Source organism: Insulibacter thermoxylanivorax, assembly GCF_015472005.1.
In the GTDB taxonomy this organism is placed as follows: Bacteria; Bacillota; Bacilli; order Paenibacillales; family DA-C8; genus Insulibacter; species Insulibacter thermoxylanivorax.
On the sequence record NZ_BMAQ01000012.1, the window covers coordinates 1 to 19,270 of the forward strand.

Here is a 19,270-nt window from a genome sequence, read left to right on the forward strand (position 1 = left end):
TCGAAACACAAATAATGCCCTTCCAACCTCCTATTGGGAAGCGAAAGGGCTGAAAAGTATGCTTTCTCGTTAATTGGAACTTTGTCAACCTTTTGGAACCGCCTAGTGCGGACCCGCATGCTAGGTGGTGTGAGAGGACGAGGGCTAGCCGCTCCCTCCTACTCGATCATAGGATTTAATGAGGTTCTATACCCCATACCAGTGTACCGTTCTGATACAGCGTGATTCTCTCCCAATCGGTATAGGAAGTTTTGGTGGGATCGAAAGAGTAGTCATCGGTCTCATCAAAGTTAGACCAGTCGCTCTTGCTAATCCGCAACTGAATATCTCCTGTCTGGCTGCCGGCTGCGAGTGTGCCTGCGCCGCTCGTAAAGGACAGTTCGACATACGAATCTGTAAAGGTCGTCAGAATATTGCTGCTGCCGATCTGTGCCCAGTCGATCCATGCGCTTACGGATTGCGAGCCGTCTTTTGTAAAGTAATAACGCAAGGTGAGATCGCTGAGCTGTACGCTGGAGGAACCGTTGTTTACGATGTTGAAGTAAGGCTTGATCTGATTGTCATATGGGTTCGTATCTCCAGCCAGGTATTGGACGACGAGATCACCCGAAGGCTGCGGTCCCGGCTGGCCTGGATCGGGTTCTTCACCAGGTCCTCCCGGTTCGCCCGGTTGTCCTGGATCCGGATCAGTCCCGGGTTCGCTGGGATCGGGAACGATGGTGTTCACCGTAGCTTCGATGATGATGGAACGCTCGCTCTCGCCGACGCTGTTGACAGCGGTGATGGCATAGTAATAAGTCCTGCCGCTGACTACGTTCTGATCGATATAACTATTGGTTGTTACACCTGTCGCCAGGTTGATGTAAGGACCATCTACATTCTCAGCCCGCTTGATGTTATAGCTTACCGCTCCCTGTGAATGCTTCCAAGTAAGACCGATATAAGCTTCAACTTCTTCTGGAGCAGGAGGGATCACATCGTCATCCGGATGTTCTCCAGGCTCTCCGGGTTCTCCCGGTTCACCAGGACCGCCCGGTGTACCAGGATCAGAAGGATCGCTTACAGGCAGGACAGGATAAGAGTTCTGCACAAGCATGACGAATTGATCATGGAACCAGTGACCGGAGATCGGTGCATTCGGCAGGGCATCCGTCGGTGTGCCTGCAGCATTCGTATAGGTTGGATCGCACATCCGGTCGAAGCCTTTACCCTCATCGTTTGGAATCTCAGAGCTGGAACCGTCGGACTCACCGGGCGGTTTCACCCAGACGAAGGCATCCACATGCGGATAACCGGCAGGAGCCACGGTAGGAAGCATACCGATTCCCGCACCGCTGCTGTTGCACCAGTTGCCGCGATGGCTGCGGCGATCGACGCGGCCGGAGTCCACATAAGCATCTACAGTGCTGCCGCTGGCAGAGGTCGGACGATTCGGACCGCCCCAGCCGTTGCGCGACGTATCAATTAAGAAACCGATATCGCTGGGCCAGCCGGCTGCTACAAAATCAGCATACAATCTGGCTGTGAAGCTTGCTTCATCAAAATAGCTGTTCCATTCGTAGAAACTGGCAGAGCGAATGGGCATTCCGTTGATGTTAAGATCAGGGTTCGGGAGATTCGGCTCGATCAGCGGCGTCGTATTGGCTGTGTTGGTGATAAAACCGGCGATGCTGTCAAACCCGGCAACGGTATCTCTTACGACTTCCGTGTAAAGCTGGACTGCGCCTTGACGGTTATCATCCCAGCCCAACCAGCCGGAATGTCCGATATCAAGATAGGAATAGACGTTCGGAATCTCATAGAATTTGTTCAAGGCATACTTGATGCCTTCTTCGTAGATTCCCGTAGACTTCGCTGCTGCACATGCGGGCGTGCTGAGGTTCGTGACCAGGTTCGGCAGGCTGTCAGGTTCGATGATCGCGATGATGCGAATATCGCGATATTTCGGATTGGCGAAGGCATCGGCGATCACGTCGATATAATCCCGCTTATAAGTTTCAAAAGCTTCTTGTGTTAAGGGAAGTTCACCGTTGGAAGCGAGGGCATGGCAATCGCGTCCGGGCAGATTGTAAACAACGAACATCGCGTAGATCGGTGTGTTCCCTTGCTTCTGTTCCAGTACCGTATCCAGATGCTCGATTAAGCTGCGGCGGGTATCGGTACCGTAGATAGCTGCGATCCGATCCATCCATACCGCTGTCGGATATTTCTTTACGGTCTCCATCTGGCCCTTCAGCGTCGCATCAGAAACCTGGGCGATGGAGGAATCGACCAGCGCAGCATAATCCGGATTGATATAAGCCGTTGCCCCGACGAAGGGATTGTCGACGCGCTGCGTCTGTGCAAAACCTTGAACAGAGAGCATTGGAATGAGCAATCCAGCGGTTAGGGTGATGGAAAGAGCTGTCTTTACACACTTCTTCCATACACGTTTAGCTGCAAACCTCATAACATTTACTCCTCTCAATCTTTTATTTAATGGGGTTAAATAATCGTGTTTCTTCGATAACCTTCACCTCCAATTTCTGGGGTCTGTTCTTTAATACGTCGAAGAAAGCGTTTTTATGGGGGTTGATGAGCGAATTTCTTTTTATCCGGTGATCAAATTCTGCTGCGTCGGCGTGTCTTTATCCAGCTTAAAAGCAACGGTACAATCATCGAAGCTGAGCTCATAGTCACCCATAAAACCTTCAAAGGTGACCGTTCCATCATCATTGGTAGCACAGGTGATATTGGTTGACCATTCTTCTTTGATCAAACGCTTCACTACTTCATAGGACGGTTTTGGGCTGTTATCCTTGCGCACGAATCCGGCAGGGGCACCAAGCCAAGCACCGTCATCGCTGAACTTCCAGTTGACGATGGATTCCACCAGAGGATGTTCAAAGAGGATGGTGTAAAACTCCTCGATTTCTCTCGCTTGCCGTTCTTCATATTCCGGAGTTGTCGGCCAATCATCGATCTGGTAGTCGTTCAAATCCACGATCTCCGGCGGCATCAGATGTCCGGAGGTCAGGGTATTCTCAGTAAAATGTATCGGCAGTCCAAACTGCGAGAATCGCTCCAAAACTTCTTCCAATTTCTCACGTCCCCAATAGCCTTGATGTTGATGGGACTGGATGCCGATGACATCGATGGAAACGCCGGCGTTCAGGCAGCCGTCGATCAGAATTTCGTAATTAATAGAGGTATTAAAATCATTTAAGATCAGCGTAGCTTCCGGGTTGCATTCCCGTGCTTTGGCGAACATCTCTTTCACCATGCGGACACGGCCGAGTTCCTTGCACAGCCTGGTGATACCGTTATCATATTTATCGAAGATCGGCATGATTACGACCTCATTGATCACATCCCAAGTATCGACGACACCTCTGAAAGCTGTGACATCTCGCTCGATGCGGGCAAGCTGTGCTTGCAGGATTTCCTCGTTGCTCAGATCAAGAAGCCACGGAGCCGTAAGCGTATGCCATACTAGAGGATGCCCTTTTACGGCGACGTTGCGCTCGCGCAGCCAGTTCGCAGCTGCCATGAGTTCGTCTGTCTGCGGTTTGCCTTGCTCCGGTTCGAATCTTGCCCAATAGAAAGGGAGCGTCGCTGCGTTGAAGACATCCAAGAACAGCCTCATCTTCTCTTCTTGGAAGGCGAGACGATCTTCTGGAACATTCCGGTTAGCGACGTCTATGGCATCGAAGGCGCCGCATCCGAAGAGGAACTTGTGATTTGTAAGCCGGATCGATACTTCCTTGCCTGCTATAGGCTGACCAGCGGAATCAAGAATCCTAAGAGTCGTAGTTGCTTTGCGATGTGCTAATTTGTCCATCGTATGACCTCCAATTCTGTATGTACTGGTTTTGCGGATGATGTAAACGTTTCCTTATCATTGTATCAGAGTTTTTATATTTGATATATGCAATATGTGGCATATGACAATATACGACAATTTGCTGCGACAATTGTTAATAATATGTTGAAATATTCTGAAAATTCATATAAAATGTCTGAAAAAAGTCCAACAAGTCTACATATTTATGACTGTTTTCGACAGCATGTTCCAGTTCAGGTATGTCAAAATGTAAATAAATTTCGTCTATCTTTACAGGGGGGTGTAGTTATAGAAGTTTGCAGAAGAAGGTTTCTTAATATTCGAAATATCATTAAAAGGAGTGATTAGATGAAAGTCTTTCAGCGAAAATGGCTGCTGATGTTCATCTTTGTCTTTGCACTTACAGGACTGCTGAGTGCTTGCCAGACAAACAGGGGGAATGAGGGGGACGGAGGAACGTTCACCTTCTCCAGCTTCTCAGATATCGTCTCGATTAATCCGTTATTCATGCAAGACACTGCTTCCAGCGATGCCGCTCATTGGCTCCTTGCAAAACTGTATGATCTGAATCGCGAAGGGCTCGTGGTAGCAGAACCATGGTCAATCGCTGCAGAAGAACCGATTATCTCAGATGATGGACTGACTTATACCGTTAAGTTAAAGGATTACGCCAAGTGGAGCGACGGTACACCGATCACGGCTGACGATATCATCTTCACGATCGAGACAGCCATGAATCCCGATACCGGATCGCCGATGATCGCACAATTCGATAAGATCGAATCGATGAAGAAAATTGATGAGCATACGGTAGAAATCAAACTCTCTACGACTTATGCACCGTTCATCTATTCTCTGGTCTTCGAACCAGCACCGGCTCATATCCTGAAAGATATTCCAGTCAAAGAATTGAAAGCGCATTCCTATGGATCTGACCCTGAGATTACGGTAACAAGCGGCCCATGGCTCTGGAAGGAATGGACGCAGGGCCAACAGCTGGTCTTCGAACGCAATCCCGACTATTGGGGTGAGGTCAAGCCAAAGATTGCGACCGTGATCTATAAGATCTATGCGGATCAGAACACAGAAGTTCAGGCGCTTCTTAAGGGAGATGTTGACTTGGTGAGCGCGATCCCGGTTACTTCCAATGATGCGGTGAAAGGCAATCCGGACATCACCCTCATCCTGGAACCGGGACCGAGTTATGAATTCATCAGCTTTAACTTCGATGAATCAAACTTCCCGAATGGGTTCAATCCCTTTGCGACGCAAAAATCACGCCAAGCCATTGCTTATGCGATCGATCGCCAAGGGATGATCGACAATGTCTTGAAGGGTACAGGCGTCCCGATGAACACGCCGTTCTTGCCGGGAAGCTGGGCGGATCCAGGCAATCGGGCGACAGTATACGAGTATAACCCTGAGAAGGCCAAGCAGCTGCTGGCAGAAGACGGCTGGGTGTTGAATGAAGCTACGGGCATCTTGGAGAAAGACGGCCATCCGTTCACCTTCGAATTGCAATATAACACGGGCAACAGCCGGCGCGAGCAGGTCGCTCAGGTCATTCAGAATAACCTGGCGGATGTAGGCATCGACGTGAAGCCGCGGGGAATCGACTTTGCTGCTTGGGTTGAGCAGAACCTGACTCCCGGTAAGTATCAAGCGGTTCTCTTAGGATGGTCGCTGAGCAATCCGGATCCTGACTCAGAGAGTATCTTCTCCTCCAAGTACTTCCCGCCGGACGGCCAGAACATGGGTTGGTATAAGAATGAAGAACTCGATCAGCTCTGGGTGGAAGGTTATTCAACAACCGATATCAACGAGCGCAAGGAAGTGTACGCGAAGATCGGCGAGATCATCTCGCAGGATCTGCCATATGTCTTTATGTACCGATACGGAAATGCGATCGGCATCGGACCAAGGGTGCATTATGAAGAAGAAGATGCGCCCGAACCTTCGCTGCAGACAGGCTACTTCTTCCATTCGATCAAATGGTGGGTGGAATAACCGCACAAATTCCGCTCTCTGAGCAATGTAAACATGGAAAGGGGACGCGTCCTGAAAGAGACGGGGAGGGGCGCCTTCCCTTCTCTTTCTTTCAAGCCGTTTTGATGCAGGGAGGGATAGGATGGTTGAGTATGTGATCCGCAGGACGCTGCAAGCTTTGGTAACGTTATTCCTGGTTACGGTGTTAACCTTTGTTTTAATCCATCTGGCTCCGGGAGGGCCGACTCAGGTGATGATCGCTCCGGGTATTTCCCCGGAAGCATTCGAGATCCAGAAGCGCAATCTCGGACTGGAAGACCCCATCCATATTCAATACTTTCGCTGGGTTGGGAAGCTCTTGCAAGGGGATCTCGGGACAACCTTCAAGAATAACATTCCCGTAGGTGACATCCTGTGGCCGACGATCGGCAATACGCTTATCTTGATGATCGCGGCGTGGCTCGTAACCCTTGTCATCGCCCTGCCGTGGGGAATCTATAACAGCACCAAATTATACGGGCTGTCCGATCAGACGGCTTCCTTCATCTCCTATCTGGGGTTTGCCATGCCGACCTTCTGGTTCGGTATCATCTTGCAGCAGATCTTTGCGATGAAGCTGCGATGGCTGCCGCTCTCGGATATGTGGACGTATGGCAGGGAAGGGCAGATCGGCGATTTGATCATGCATATGATCATGCCGGTCATGGTGCTGTCCCTTGGTTTCCTCGCAGCCTATGTGAAGTACTCGCGAGCGAGCATGTTGGAAGTGCTGGACCAGGATTATATCCGCACCGCACGAGCCAAAGGCGTTAAGGAGCGGCGCGTAATCTTCCGTCATGCTCTGCGCAATGCGATGATTCCGATCGTTACGATCATGGGTTTGGACCTGCCGATGCTGGTCTCAGGTGCGGCGCTGACGGAGAAAGTTTTCAATTGGCCGGGCATGGGCCGTCTCTTCGTCGATATGGCGAATGCCCGTGAATATCAGGTGCTCATGGCGATCGTGATCGTCACGTCGGTGTTCGTCATTCTGGGCAACCTGCTGGCTGATATCTTCTATGCGATCGTTGATCCGCGGGTACAGCTGGGCAGGAAAGGAGGGGAAGCGAGATGAATGCCATGGCCAGTCCGAATCCATCTGTATCACCGCCGGCGAATACGCAGGACGAGAAATTGCGGAGGCCGCCCGGTCCATGGCGGATCGCAGCGCGCAGGTTTGTTCGCAATCCCTATGCGATGGTGAGTCTGTTCGTCTTGCTGATGTTTATCATCGTCTCGTTCTGTGCGCCGCTGATCACGCCTTACGATCCGGCGAAGATCGATTTTTCAAGCACGAATCTCCCTCCTTTCTCAGAAGGACATCTGCTTGGAACGGATGAACTGGGCCGGGATATCTTCACGCGGCTGTTATACAGCGGGCAGATCTCGCTGATCGTCGGCTTCTCCGTTGCGATGGCCACGGTTATCATCGGCACGATCATCGGAGCGCTCTCCGGTTATTTCGGCGGATGGGTTGATACTGTCTTCATGCGTTTCGTTGATGTGATGTATTCGCTGCCTACGCTGTTCCTTAATATTCTCGTCCTTGCATTGTTCGGGGATAAATTCATCTACATGATCTTGATTCTCTCCCTCACGTCATGGATGGGGGTAGCGAGGCTGGTAAGAGGGAGCTTCCTGCAGCTGCGTGAGATGCAGTATGTAGAAGCCGCCCGGGCGATCGGCGTATCGAATCTCAGCATCATCTTCAACCACTTGCTTCGCAACTCGCTGCATCCGATCATCGTCAATGCGACGCTCATGGTGGGCGCTGCGATCCTCAGCGAATCCGCCTTATCTTATCTGGGGCTTGGCATTCAGCCGCCGCAAACCTCTTGGGGGCTTATGCTCAGCAACGCCCAAGAGTTCATGCTGACGGATCCGCTGCAAGCCGTCTATCCCGGAGTATGCATCCTAACCATTGTACTGGCGGTGAACTTCATCGGCGACGGACTGCAGCAAGCGCTGAATCCGCGGGAGAAACGTAAAAATCCTGCAAGGAGGGTCAAGGAATGGCGGAAACGTTACTTGAAGTAAGCAATCTGACAGCCGGTTTCCTCACAGAGGATGGTCTGATCAAGGCGGCGGACCGTGTGTCCTTCACATTAAATCGAGGAGAGACGCTGTGCATCGTCGGAGAGTCCGGCAGCGGCAAGAGCGTTACCTCTCTGGCGATCATGCGTCTGCTGGAATACTCGGGCGGCATGATCTTAGGCGGTCGGATTATGTTCAAAGGAGAAGATCTGACGGCGATGAGCCAGGCGGAGATGAGACGCATCCGCGGTCACAAGATCGCGATGATCTTCCAGGATCCGATGACCGCGCTCAATCCGGTATTCACCGTAGGTGATCAGATCATGGAGAGTCTGATCATCCATCAAGGACTAAGCCGCCAGGAAGCACAAGCAGAAGCCCTCCGTCTGCTTACGCTCGTCGGTATCCCTGCGCCGGAGATCAGGATCAAACAATATCCGCATGAGTTGTCAGGCGGTATGTGTCAACGGATCGTGATCGCCATAGCCCTTGCCTGCAAACCCGATCTGCTCATCGCCGATGAGCCGACAACGGCGCTGGATGTCACGGTGCAAGCACAGATTCTGGATCTGCTGCGAAATCTGCAGCGGGAACTTGGGATGTCGATCATCTTGATCACCCATGACATGGGCGTGGCCAGCGAGATGGCGGACCGCATCGCAGTGATGTATGCCGGATCGATCGTCGAAGAAGGCACCGTATACGATATCTTCGATCATCCGAGTCATCCCTACACGCAGGGGCTGTTGAGTTCGATCCCGGGGTATGAGACGGAACGCGGTGCTGAGTTATACACGATCCAAGGGGCGATTCCCCGCCTAAGTGAACTGCCTTCCGGCTGCCGCTTCCATCCCCGTTGTCCGCATGTCCTTGAGCCATGCCGGACTCTGGAGCCGAAGATTTATTCCATTGGAACCACGCACCGCACAGCATGCTGGCTGCATGATCATGCGGCGAAGGCCGCGGACAACTAGCTGCTGAGGGCAGGATAAGCTGATGAAGCTGAGGTGAAGCTTGTTGAATATGGAGATGGATATCGATAATCAGATGAAGACGAATAGAAAGCCGGACCGAGAGACGGATCAGGAGATGGGGCAGGAGCCGATTCTGAAACTTAAAGCTGTGAAGAAATATTTTCCCATTAAGAAAGGTCTCTTCAGCCTCACGGTTGGTCATGTGAAAGCAGTGGACGATATCAGCCTTGACATCTACCGCGGCGAAACCTTCGGTTTGGTCGGAGAGTCAGGCTGCGGCAAGTCGACGCTGGGGCGTGTGATTCTGCGTCTGCAGAAGCCAACGGAAGGGGACATTCTATTCAACGATCGAAGCATCCTCAGCATGGATAAGAATGAGCTGCGCCAGCTGCGTCAGCAGATGCAGATCATCTTCCAAGATCCCTTCGGTTCGCTGAACCCGCGCTTTCCCGTGATGGATATCATCGGTGAACCATTGAAAGTACATACGCGGATGACGCGGAATGAGATCGATCAGAGAGTCGTTGAACTGATGGAACTGGTCGGTCTTGATCCTTCGCGCCGCTACCGCTATCCCCATGAGTTTTCCGGCGGGCAGCGGCAGCGCATCGGCATCGCCCGGGCGATCGCGCTGAATCCTCAGTTCATCCTGGCGGATGAAGCGGTGTCGGCCCTCGACGTATCCGTGCAATCGCAAGTGCTCAACTTGCTTATGAAACTGCAGAAGGAGCTTGGATTAACCATCCTGTTCATCGCGCATGGACTGCATGTGGTACGCCATATCTCCGATCGGGTCGGCGTCATGTATCTTGGCAAGATCGTGGAAGTCGCTTCGTCCGATGATGTGTTCGCTTCCCCGCTGCATCCTTATACAGCAGCGCTGTTATCCGCGAATCCAGTGCCGAACCCGCATGTGCGTCGAGAGAGGATCGTGCTGAGCGGCGATGTGCCGTCACCGGCGAATCCGCCGAAGGGTTGCCGGTTCCATCCCCGCTGCCCCTTCGTGCAGGAACGATGCAAACATGAAGCACCGGAGCTTATCGAGGTCGTCGCCGGCCGGCAGGTTGCTTGTCATTATCCTTTGATGGACAAAGGAGTCAGCCATGGTTAGGAAAATAAAATGGTTCTTTATGGCGATGCTGGTTATCAGCCATGCTGTGATTCATGATGTGTATGCAATTTCTTGGGTTTTAGCAGATCCTGAGGTTAACATCGAGAGAGCAGACATCATCGCACAAGGTACCTTTGACTTCACAAAAGCCAAATATAGAGTACCATTTCGTGTTATCCAGGTATTTAAGGGCGAAGTTCCAGAAAAATTTGAGGTTGTCTATGACCCTGAATTAGGCGGGAAATTATCCCATATTCAACGAAGGGGCGGACAAGTCATTCTATTTGTAAGCAGCAATAATAAAGATGGGGAATATTATGTACTTGGCGGAGAAAATGGATATGTTCCTGTCATGAATGGCCAGATCGTCATGACTGAACCAGAGAGAGCAGAAGTGTTTAATCGGTATTTTGAGGAGATTGGTATCCCGATTCTCAATGTAAAGACGAGAGATCCGCTCAAGGCGATCATGACCAAAGTCGTGCCGTTCTTCATCGGAGTGGCCGTCGTGACATGGGCCCTGTGGCTGCTGCTTAGATGGCGGGACAGGAAGATCATGAGCTCTAATCACGAAGTCAGTCAAGATTCGGATTCTGCGAAGGATTGATGATCAATCCGTATGCTGCGAACACCCCTGAACGCAGGGGTGTTTTTCTTATTTCGTCAGTATTCCTTTTACGATTCAGCCCAAGTTATGTATTGACAGAATAAGGAACAAGGATTACGATAGATGAAAAGTTTCCTAATGGAAACATTTGTGCATTAATGCAATACTATGAATCGTGAGAAAGAAGGAGGGCGTATGAAGGATGTGTCGTTGATGACACGGATCATCATCGGGGGAGTCATCGTGCTGCTGTTGTTGGCGGTCATGATCTTTGCCTGTTCGATCGGCCCCGTCCGTATTCCATTCCAACACACGATGTCGATCATCTTAGACGGCATGTCGATTGGGATGGATTCAAGCTTTACAGAAAGGGAAAGGCTGATCGTATCCGATGTTCGTCTGCCTCGAGTATTGGTCGGCGTACTCGTCGGCGCTGCTCTGGGTACAGCTGGTGCACTGATGCAGGGATTGTTCCGCAATCCACTGGTAGAGCCAGGATACATCGGAGTATCCAGCGGTGCTGCCTTTGGGGCCGTATGTGCACTATACTTCGGGCAAGCGGCAAGAAAGGTATCGCGACTTTACTGCTTCTCGGTATAGGTGCGAATTCCTTCCTTTCAGCATTGATCAGCATCATGGTAGCCAGTTCTAAGAATGAACAGGAACTGCGAAGTATCGTTTACTGGCTGCAAGGCGGTTTGGAAGCGAGAACTTGGGAACATGTGCATCTGACAGCTCCTCTGATCATTGCAGCTGTGATCTTCATCTGTCTTTTTGGCAAGGAGCTGAACGTGATGTTGTTAGGTGATGATCAAGCGCACAATGCCGGTATCCATGTGCAGCGACTGCGCTGGATGTTGCTGGTCTTGGCATCTTTGGTAAGGATGAAGGAAGGAGAATAGTGGATGCGGTTATTTAATCGTGCCGCGGTAGATTTTGTTTTTGTACTTATCTTGATACTGATGACGGCATGTTCATCCACAACTGCGACCCAGGACCAGGATATGATCAATGGGAAAGGAGAGGTAAACGAGCAGGAACATGCAACATCAGATCGAGCGGATGAAACAGATGAATCAGATGCTGTTTTCCCTGTGACCATCAATCTTGATCAGAGGCAAGTAAAGGCGGCAAGCAAGCCGCAGCGCATCGTTGCGATCTCACTGGATACTGCAGATGCCGTGCTGGAGTTGACGGATCCTTCGAGGGTAATCGCAGTTGCGGATTCCATCGATAATGTTCACCTAGCCTTCCAATCGAAGGCAGGGGAGCAAGCAGCGAACAAATTAAGATTCGCTGATTCGCGGGATCCGGAGAAGATTCTCGCTTATGAGCCCGATCTCATCTTGCTGACGAAACAGCATGAAGGGGAAATGGATGCAGAACAGATCCTCCTGCAATCGGGTATTCCGCTGATTAGTTTTCAGCTTTGGAATACGATCGATGAGATCGCAGCCAATATTCGCTAGATCGGCAAAGTGATCGGGGAAGAACAGGAAGCGGCTAAGCGGGTCGAGGCGACGTTAAGCAGGATTCAAGCGATTCAGGAAGCGGTTAACGAGATTGAACAGAAAAAACGATGCCGACGACTTTATGACGGCTCTGTCACGAATTGTTCTAGAGCAATGGGGATTGTTAAAAACGGTAGAAACCAAATGAATATCAAGTAAAAAAATAGGAATATATTATCAAACCCCAAGGCCTGCTGTTCGAGATCCATCCGATCGGAAGGACAGTTACAGCAGGCCTTGGGGTTGAGGCTATATTAGACATGAGGTGAGAGGTGATCTTGGCTAATGATTTGGAGATGCTGAATGCTTCATTACAGCGCGTATAATCTAAAGGATTCGCGCAGATCGATATCTTCTTCGTCTTGATCAACGAAAGAATTAAAGCAAGCGATGCATTTCTCTTCTGTGTCACAACGGTTCACATCGTCGCAAGTATAGCATAGACGAAGCATCAATTCCGTGACATCTTGTTCTCTTACAGCCATGGTCTCCAACCTCCTTTGGGTGATTTTATATTAACAAAAGGAAGTATATTTGTATGTGAATTAATTCACAATGACGGAAAAAATTTATGAGTGAAAGTTAATCTTGATCAGAATAAGAATTATGTAGAGATAAAGGGAGGATTATCTAGAGTTGTTATCGAAAATTTATGTAAAATTCAAGCGGAAGGTGTATTTTAATGGCTAATAGAAGTGGAAGGAAATATGAGTTTGACTTTTTTGAAGGATTAGTGGGCTTAGTATTAATAGTAGCGTTTATATCGGGTTTCGGTCTTACTGATTCCTTAATTGGAGGATTCATAGCAGCTGCGGCTGCCTTTGTATTAATAATTATGTTATTTGTCGTGATCCGTTATCGGGATGAACAAAAATTAATGCGGTCCGGTATTCATGATATAGACAAGATGGATGGCATCCAATTTGAACATTACTTAAAGTTATTGTTTTCAGCACAGGGATATAAGGTTGAGGTTACTAGAGCTGCAGGAGATTATGGCGCAGATCTTATACTGAGAAAAGATAATAAAAAAATAGTTGTTCAAGCAAAGCGTTATGCAAAGAATGTTGGGATCAGTGCCATTCAAGAGGTAGTTGCTTCAAAGGCTTATTATGGTGCAGACGAAGCATGGGTAGTGACCAATAGTGATTTCACGGAAGCTGCAAGAAACCTTGCTGAATCAAACGGTGTCATCTTAATTAATAGAGAAAGACTTATTGAAATGATTTTAGAAATAAATCCGCAGAATACAGTGACTCCCAAACAGGTTCTTGACGAGAATAAATCCGAAACAATCATCTGTGATCGATGCGGCAGCCAGATGGTTATAAGGAAAAGTCACAGAGGACAATTTTATGGATGCAGTTCATTTCCAAAATGCAGAAATACGAAGGCGATTAATTGAACAAGTATTAATATGTAATTATTGAATTAACATAATAAATCTTATGTAAATTAATATTGAAATATGATCTATAGTAAAGGAGTAATCTACACGCCAAACCATTACACAACATTGGGATTTCCAATTTATTCTGCATTCTCAGGATACCGAATTTAAATTCGCTGCGGAATCCTTTATACCCTCAGGACTATTTCATGTTGGAGAGGGAAGTTCTCCTAGAGCAGAGGCCATATTTACCGGCAGAATTATCGAAACTTCTGAGATTCTCAATGAACAATCAAAAAATAAATTTACGTGGGTTTTGATTAAGACACTGGGCGGCGAAATTGATGTTGTGATCGATCACGAACTTGTTACTAAGGAACTTAGAGTCGGAGGAATCCTCACAGGTTCATTCTGGCTAAGCGCCAAATTTATTGATGAACCAAAAGTGAAATAGAAGGGACTCATCCGTAAAAAAGTTTAGGTTGCGTACGAATCCCTAAAGATTACATATCAATCGCTACTTTATCAACGCTATTAAATCCGTTAACATGTTCGGACTTAATCCTTCTCCATAGATAACATATCGCTTTCCATTGACTGTTATCTGATTACCAGTGAAAACATCAAATGCTATGTCAGATTTATCAGCATCATCTTTAAACTTAAAAAAAATATAATATCCGTACTGTAACTCACTAGTAGGCGCGAAACGAAAAAAACTCCTTCTAACCTTTTTATTGTTTGTATAAGATGATAAAACGGATATCACTTTCTCTATGTCGTTCTGGTTGGTAAAATCATGCGAAACAAACTCTCTGCCTGAGGTTGGATAAACCGTCAAGAGGATGTGATCGACATCTTCTGCACGAAGATCAGCAATACCAATAGTTTCAGTCAAACTCGACGGATAGAAAAGGACAACACCGCCTGCAAGAATAAGAAGAAGGATCATCGAGAATAATATCTTCTTCATAAAGTATCATCACCTTTACAACTTCATAATTATTGAGTACAAACGCTAATCATAAAGATATCATTCATATTCAAAATAGTAAAGATAGCCATTCATGCACATACAAAGAAATATAACAGGATCAAGCATTATTTACGAATATAAACAAACATTATTAACATAATAAATCTTATGTAAACCAAAATAAATAATCCCCCAGCTTCTTTGCGAAGAGGGGGAACACGAATCAAGGTCATTGTATGACTTTAATATTCAGACGGTTGATCGCCTTTTCCATCGTTTTGTCTGTGAGCTGCGCATACAATTCGGTTGTATCGGTGCTGGCGTGACCGAGCTGCCGCTGGGTTTTGTAGATATCATTTTTCAAATAGTAACTGGTTGCAAAGGAATGGCGCAGCTTATGCACGGAGAGCATCGGTTTACCAAAAGCTTGCGCATACTTAGTGACCATCTGCTGAATCGCTCGTTTCGACATACGTTTCGCCTGTGAAGAACCGCGGGGGATCGCCAGGAACAAAGCCTTCTCATGGCGGCTGTGAGGATAGCGAATCGAGCGGATCTCAAGATAATGCTGCAGGGCTTCTTTGCCGCTCTCCGCGAAATAAACGCTTTGCTTCATATCGGGATCGTGGGATCCCTTCCTATATATATGTGCAATTTTCTTCGTTAGATCAATATCATCCACATCCAGATTCACTGCCTCAGAAACCCTGATCCCCGAAGCGAGGATTAAGGATACGATCGCCGTGTCACGAATTCGATTTCGTTCATAATAGTGAAGAGCTTGCGGATTATCGGCGATGACCTTCCTGTAATCTCTGGTAACAAAATCAATAAACCTCTGAATCTCCGCATCGTCTTCAAGAATCTTGCCCTGCAGGCGATTGGCCATGAGTTTCGGATCAGTGATTCGTCTCGTCTTTAACTTGGCCATCACATTGCGCTTCAGCAGGGGATAGTGGTCCTCATCCTCTGCGATCTGGCTGAGATAATGAAACAACGATTTTAGGGAAGCCAGTTTGCGTTCACGGGTAGCGACGCTGTTCTGATGGCGGATCTGCAAATGCAGTTTATAGTTATCGATATTAGAAATCGTAAGCCGTTCCAAATCGATTAATTCAATCTGGTTAATGGATGGGGCAGAAGTAAGTCCTTCGTGCATCATCCAATTGAAGAAGGTTTCAAAATCTCGCGTATATTCAAGCAGCGTAGAAGGGGAGAGGTCGACGAGTTTATGTTCGATATATTGCTCTACATACCAAGGGAAGAGAGGGAGGCGTTGTTCCAACAATCTAAGATCCTGAGACTTGATGACATTCAAAGCATGTAACACCTCACTAAACAAATAATTAAAGTCATTAATTATTATAATGGGAACGCATGTTCTTGTAAAGTGAGGTTGAAATGCTAATCTGTAGCGTTATTCACAAAAACCGTATTTTGTGCATAAGATGCTCCGTTGAGCTGTGACATTTTTGACTTTTGATTGAAGGTTTTCTATAGTTAATGTTGGATTAAATGAATCAGGAGGGGTTACGAATTGGCCAAAGTAGCATTTCTTCTAGCGAGTGGATTTGAAGACTCCGAAATGAAAAATCCATACGAAGCTGTAAAGGAAGCAGGACATGAAGCAGTTATTATCGGACTTGAAAAAGGCGCACAATGCGATGGCAAAAAAGGAACCGTCTCCTATAAAACCGATCTGGGAGCTGCTGAGGCAAAAGCGGATGACTTTGATGCCGTAGTAATCCCAGGCGGAAGCGCTCCAGAAGCATTGCGCGTGAACGATGACATCGTTCGTTTCGTTAAAGAAATCAATGATCAAGGCAAATTAATCGCCGGCATCTGCCACGGCCCCCAAGTTATGATTAGTGCCGATGTATTAAGAGGCAAAGCTGCCACTTGCTACATCGGAATTCGCGATGACGTGAAATTAGCGGGCGCTGAATACCGCGACGAAGAAGTTGTCGTGAGTGAGAATATTATTACATCTCGCACACCCGATGACGAACCCGCGTTTATTCGCGAAATCTTAGCCAAACTGAATTAAAGGACAAGAAGAGGAAGGCATTCTCCATGCTGAGAACACCTTCCTCATTTTTTATTATATAACGGGCCCGCGAGCCTTTCAATATCCCGGCGATGACGATGGTACTTCGATCGCGAATGTATCGCAAATACCGGAGATTATGTTAGAATAATAGAAAGAATCGCCGATATGGTCAAAGAAGAACTATTAATAGAAGATATTTCTGACGATATACATTTTGAAACAAAAACAGCAAGAATCGAATTTCGCGTCTACGGCACGTTTCATACATACGATCTCATCGTTGATACTGATTGGCTGGATTTAAATCTGTTTAAGATCAGCTCAACGCTGCTTAAAAGATCACGGCAGCAATAAACGACTTTATTATGCAGAAATCGACCAGAGCACGTTTTAGTTTTATTGATGAATAAAGATCGAGCCAGAAAATTAAAAAACGTTCATTCCGAATTTTGTTGCAGCAGCGATTCATGATTAGACAGGCTGGAATACAGCAAAGAACGGTGCTGAATGAACTTAAATAACGAATCAACAGCATTCCAAAATTTCCTTTTTCAAATCCACACTTTAGTTTACATAATATATATTATCGGACATTTGAGTCGGAGTTACTTAGGATATCAATCCTGATCCATTCCGAAGATCTTAATCTCGCCGGCGTCTTTCTTGATCAATCCCATGATGAGTTTGATGGTTGTGCTCTTCCCCGCTCCGTTCGGCCCGATAAATCCCATGATATAACCTGGCTTGAGAGCAAGGTTAATATTTCGCAGCGAAAAGTCTTGGTATGTCTTAGACACATTGATGAGTTCTAAAATATTCGTCATTTCTGCTCACTCCTCATAGATCAGCTCTAACATTTCCTTCAGTTCTTCTAGGGATAGACCGGCCATCTTGGCCGTGCTAACGGCTTCGGCCAACGCATCCTCGACCATCTTCAGCTTCGCCTCTCGAAGCATCTCGCGGTTCAGAGGTGCTACGTAAGAACCTTTGCCGGCGACGGTGACGATCAGCCCCTCTTTCTCCAGCTCCTCATAGGCTCGTTTGGTCGTAATCACGCTGATATTGAGCTCTTTGGCGAGATTTCGAATGGATGGGAGAGCCTGTGAATCGGTGAGTTGTCCTTTCAGGATCTGCTCCTTCATCTGGTTGACAATCTGCAGATAGATCGGCTCATCAGAAGTATTCGAAATGATGATATTCACAACTTTGTCTCCCCTACCTCGTACATACTGTATATATACAATATATACGGTATAAACACACTAGTCAATAGCAGAACAAAAAAGACCCTGAAATTAAGATCCCAGGGTCTTATAATCACGGGAAGCTTTCTAATTCCCTGTTCCGCTTACAAGTGAAGCAGCACAGCGGGCTTAACGGCTCTTCTTAAGATAGATTGTGGAAATTTTATCGATTTATGTGTATAGTGGTAAGTAATATAAAGTGGATAGGGTGAATGTAAGATGAACAAGGGTGCCAATGTCCATAACAATTCGTTTATTGACAAGTGGTCCAAAATAAGAGATAAAGGAAGGTTTAAATACCTTGTTACTAGAGGTTTTGGTATAGGTCTGCTCATTTTTCTCATCTGGTTTGCAGTTTTTACGATGACGGAGATCCTTTTGTCACCGAATAGAGATATTATTTTATCAGAAAAAAGAACGATCATTTATGCTAGATGTGCAATGTGGTTCATATATTGCGAAATACTTGGATTTATATTTGCAAATTTAAGATGGAAAAGAAATGAGGAAAAATTTTTGAATATGACAAAGTAAATAAGCGCTGATTGAATCACCCCCCCCCAAACCCGCAAACGCGCAGGTTCAAAAGCGTCTTCATAATCACTGAACTTATATCCTTCCATAGGCTTTTAACGTCTTCAGCCTCTCTACCGTCAGGTATCCGCGCCATTCCAATTCGACGAAAGGACTCACCGTCGGCCAAGTGATTGGCCAGCCGCCGTCTTCCTGCTGTTCTTCTGCCAGGGCATCGAGATGGGCTTCGAGCACATCATCGGTGACGAATTTGCGCGCATAGCTGTCCGGCGTCGGTGCCCAGTCCAGCACTTTCTGCACATAACCTTCCGCATGGGCATCCAGCTCGATGACGCCGGGCTGGGCCAGCCACTCGTCCAGCCTTTGCAAGTATGGTTTGGCCCGCTCCTGATCCGGTGTATTCACAAGGAAGTTAACCCACTGAATCCCTTCATGATATCCTGTAGGCTGACCTTCCTGATCCATCGTTCGCCAGACATATTCTACACAGCGGATGAACCAGTCTTCATCAGTCACGCCTGGATCAAAGGCCTGCTTCCACAACATGCCGAGGATATTGCCCGTTGGGTTCATCATCGGCAGATCATCGCGTTCGGCGCTCCACCAAGGTGCATGCGGGTATTCCATGACATTCTTATGCACGAATGGCAGACCGCCCTCGGGTAAGGTGATCTTGCGTAAGTAATCGATCAGCCTTCGAAACATCTCCAGATCCGTATGCTGTACTTCCAACATCACGGCAAGGGCAAGTTCCGTCGGCACAGGTTGGCTGTATGGACAGCGAATATCCGGTTCGAGGGCATGTCCGAATCCGCCGTCTTCATTTTGATACGCACCCAGAGCCTGGATGACTGCCTCCTTGGAGCCGCCTTCGAACCAATATTCATACCTCCGGCGATCGATTAAGCGGGCATTTCGATAGATGTAATCCTTCGCTTTGGACAATACATCATTGTCATTCATCATCATTCCTCCCTCAAAGAATTAATGT

The 19,270-nt window shown here is 47.6% G+C and carries 16 protein-coding genes and 3 pseudogenes; 11 read left to right on the forward strand and 8 right to left on the reverse strand.

What is annotated here, in order from left to right; translation table 11 throughout:
* Positions 1 to 73: pseudogene (locus PRECH8_RS14700) on the forward strand (group II intron maturase-specific domain-containing protein); the annotation flags it as partial.
* Positions 74 to 175: 102 nt separating this feature from the next.
* Here PRECH8_RS14700 and PRECH8_RS07055 read toward each other — a convergent pair.
* Both PRECH8_RS07055 and PRECH8_RS07060 read right to left on the reverse strand, forming a co-directional pair.
* A complete protein-coding gene (locus PRECH8_RS07055; RefSeq protein ID WP_200966404.1) occupies positions 176 to 2,449 on the reverse strand; it encodes a glycoside hydrolase family 6 protein in 2,274 nt (757 codons plus the stop codon).
* Positions 2,450 to 2,590: 141 nt separating this feature from the next.
* Positions 2,591 to 3,820: an endo-1,4-beta-xylanase gene (locus tag PRECH8_RS07060; RefSeq protein ID WP_200966405.1), complete on the reverse strand. Its 1,230-nt coding sequence runs from the start codon at positions 3,818 to 3,820 to the stop codon at positions 2,591 to 2,593.
* A 351-nt stretch (positions 3,821 to 4,171) separates the two neighbouring features.
* Between PRECH8_RS07060 and PRECH8_RS07065 the strand changes: the two genes are divergently transcribed.
* The 8 genes and pseudogenes from PRECH8_RS07065 to PRECH8_RS07100 all read left to right on the forward strand — a co-directional run bounded on the left by PRECH8_RS07065 (position 4,172) and on the right by PRECH8_RS07100 (position 12,043).
* Positions 4,172 to 5,830 (forward strand): peptide-binding protein, encoded by a 1,659-nt coding sequence (locus tag PRECH8_RS07065; protein WP_200966406.1) that lies wholly within the window; start codon positions 4,172 to 4,174, stop codon positions 5,828 to 5,830.
* A 121-nt stretch (positions 5,831 to 5,951) separates the two neighbouring features.
* Positions 5,952 to 6,923, forward strand: coding sequence for an ABC transporter permease (locus PRECH8_RS07070; protein WP_200966407.1), 972 nt, complete (start codon positions 5,952 to 5,954; stop codon positions 6,921 to 6,923).
* Positions 6,920 to 7,885, forward strand: coding sequence for an ABC transporter permease (locus tag PRECH8_RS07075; RefSeq protein ID WP_200966408.1), 966 nt, complete (start codon positions 6,920 to 6,922; stop codon positions 7,883 to 7,885). Before PRECH8_RS07070 ends, PRECH8_RS07075 begins: the two co-directional genes overlap by 4 nt.
* Positions 7,861 to 8,856: an ABC transporter ATP-binding protein gene (locus tag PRECH8_RS07080; protein WP_200966409.1), complete on the forward strand. Its 996-nt coding sequence runs from the start codon at positions 7,861 to 7,863 to the stop codon at positions 8,854 to 8,856. Before PRECH8_RS07075 ends, PRECH8_RS07080 begins: the two co-directional genes overlap by 25 nt.
* Before the next feature lie 115 nt (positions 8,857 to 8,971).
* Positions 8,972 to 9,967 carry an ABC transporter ATP-binding protein gene (locus PRECH8_RS07085; RefSeq protein ID WP_200966420.1) on the forward strand — a complete coding sequence of 332 codons (996 nt, stop codon included), beginning with the start codon at positions 8,972 to 8,974 and terminating at the stop codon, positions 9,965 to 9,967.
* The gene (locus PRECH8_RS07090) at positions 9,960 to 10,574 is read left to right on the forward strand and encodes a hypothetical protein (RefSeq protein WP_207161779.1); all 615 of its coding nucleotides are present in this window, start codon (positions 9,960 to 9,962) and stop codon (positions 10,572 to 10,574) included. The genes PRECH8_RS07085 and PRECH8_RS07090 overlap by 8 nt, the downstream gene beginning before the upstream one ends.
* Positions 10,575 to 10,838: 264 nt before the next feature.
* A pseudogene (locus PRECH8_RS07095) lies at positions 10,839 to 11,476 on the forward strand (FecCD family ABC transporter permease).
* Between the two features lie 102 nt (positions 11,477 to 11,578).
* Positions 11,579 to 12,043, forward strand: coding sequence for a substrate-binding domain-containing protein (locus tag PRECH8_RS07100; protein WP_200966411.1), 465 nt, complete (start codon positions 11,579 to 11,581; stop codon positions 12,041 to 12,043).
* A gap of 353 nt (positions 12,044 to 12,396) precedes the next feature.
* On the opposite strand, the gene PRECH8_RS07105 is transcribed toward PRECH8_RS07100, so the two are convergent.
* Positions 12,397 to 12,570, reverse strand: a complete 174-nt coding sequence (locus tag PRECH8_RS07105) for a hypothetical protein (RefSeq protein ID WP_200966412.1) — start codon at positions 12,568 to 12,570, stop codon at positions 12,397 to 12,399.
* Positions 12,571 to 12,767: 197 nt separating this feature from the next.
* Between PRECH8_RS07105 and PRECH8_RS07110 the strand changes: the two genes are divergently transcribed.
* Entirely contained in the window at positions 12,768 to 13,490 is a 723-nt protein-coding gene (locus PRECH8_RS07110; RefSeq protein WP_200966413.1) for a restriction endonuclease, read from the forward strand.
* A 502-nt stretch (positions 13,491 to 13,992) separates the two neighbouring features.
* Here PRECH8_RS07110 and PRECH8_RS07115 read toward each other — a convergent pair.
* Together PRECH8_RS07115 and xerS are read right to left on the reverse strand one after the other, a co-directional pair.
* Complete coding sequence (locus tag PRECH8_RS07115; RefSeq protein WP_200966414.1) at positions 13,993 to 14,448, reverse strand: hypothetical protein; 456 nt, start codon at positions 14,446 to 14,448, stop codon at positions 13,993 to 13,995.
* Between the two features lie 232 nt (positions 14,449 to 14,680).
* Positions 14,681 to 15,769, reverse strand: a complete 1,089-nt coding sequence (gene xerS / locus PRECH8_RS07120; RefSeq protein WP_200966415.1) for a tyrosine recombinase XerS — start codon at positions 15,767 to 15,769, stop codon at positions 14,681 to 14,683.
* A gap of 219 nt (positions 15,770 to 15,988) precedes the next feature.
* Here xerS and PRECH8_RS07125 point away from each other — a divergent pair, with 219 nt between their 5' ends.
* On the forward strand, positions 15,989 to 16,498 hold the full coding sequence (locus PRECH8_RS07125) for a type 1 glutamine amidotransferase domain-containing protein (protein ID WP_200966416.1): 510 nt from the start codon (positions 15,989 to 15,991) through the stop codon (positions 16,496 to 16,498).
* Positions 16,499 to 17,127: 629 nt separating this feature from the next.
* Here PRECH8_RS07125 and PRECH8_RS07135 read toward each other — a convergent pair.
* From PRECH8_RS07135 to PRECH8_RS07145, 3 genes and pseudogenes are all read right to left on the reverse strand, one after another.
* Positions 17,128 to 17,316, reverse strand: a pseudogene (locus PRECH8_RS07135) (ATP-binding cassette domain-containing protein); the annotation flags it as partial.
* Between the two features lie 15 nt (positions 17,317 to 17,331).
* Complete coding sequence (locus PRECH8_RS07140; RefSeq protein WP_200966418.1) at positions 17,332 to 17,703, reverse strand: GntR family transcriptional regulator; 372 nt, start codon at positions 17,701 to 17,703, stop codon at positions 17,332 to 17,334.
* 651 nt (positions 17,704 to 18,354) lie between these two features.
* Complete coding sequence (locus tag PRECH8_RS07145) at positions 18,355 to 19,242, reverse strand: hypothetical protein (protein WP_200966419.1); 888 nt, start codon at positions 19,240 to 19,242, stop codon at positions 18,355 to 18,357.
* Between the last annotated feature and the right edge of the window lie 28 nt (positions 19,243 to 19,270).

Excerpts from the sequence above, each read along its gene's own strand:
- PRECH8_RS07055 (WP_200966404.1), bottom strand. The coding sequence starts at position 2,449 with ATGAGGTTTGCAGCTAAACGTGTATGGAAGAAGTGTGTAAAGACAGCT.
- PRECH8_RS07060 (WP_200966405.1), bottom strand. The coding sequence starts at position 3,820 with ATGGACAAATTAGCACATCGCAAAGCAACTACGACTCTTAGGATTCTT.
- PRECH8_RS07065 (WP_200966406.1), top strand. The coding sequence starts at position 4,172 with ATGAAAGTCTTTCAGCGAAAATGGCTGCTGATGTTCATCTTTGTCTTT.
- PRECH8_RS07070 (WP_200966407.1), top strand. The coding sequence starts at position 5,952 with ATGGTTGAGTATGTGATCCGCAGGACGCTGCAAGCTTTGGTAACGTTA.
- PRECH8_RS07075 (WP_200966408.1), top strand. The coding sequence starts at position 6,920 with ATGAATGCCATGGCCAGTCCGAATCCATCTGTATCACCGCCGGCGAAT.
- PRECH8_RS07080 (WP_200966409.1), top strand. The coding sequence starts at position 7,861 with ATGGCGGAAACGTTACTTGAAGTAAGCAATCTGACAGCCGGTTTCCTC.
- PRECH8_RS07085 (WP_200966420.1), top strand. The coding sequence starts at position 8,972 with ATGGGGCAGGAGCCGATTCTGAAACTTAAAGCTGTGAAGAAATATTTT.
- PRECH8_RS07090 (WP_207161779.1), top strand. The coding sequence starts at position 9,960 with ATGGTTAGGAAAATAAAATGGTTCTTTATGGCGATGCTGGTTATCAGC.
- PRECH8_RS07100 (WP_200966411.1), top strand. The coding sequence starts at position 11,579 with ATGATCAATGGGAAAGGAGAGGTAAACGAGCAGGAACATGCAACATCA.
- PRECH8_RS07105 (WP_200966412.1), bottom strand. The coding sequence starts at position 12,570 with ATGGCTGTAAGAGAACAAGATGTCACGGAATTGATGCTTCGTCTATGC.
- PRECH8_RS07110 (WP_200966413.1), top strand. The coding sequence starts at position 12,768 with ATGGCTAATAGAAGTGGAAGGAAATATGAGTTTGACTTTTTTGAAGGA.
- PRECH8_RS07115 (WP_200966414.1), bottom strand. The coding sequence starts at position 14,448 with ATGAAGAAGATATTATTCTCGATGATCCTTCTTCTTATTCTTGCAGGC.
- PRECH8_RS07145 (WP_200966419.1), bottom strand. The coding sequence starts at position 19,242 with ATGAATGACAATGATGTATTGTCCAAAGCGAAGGATTACATCTATCGA.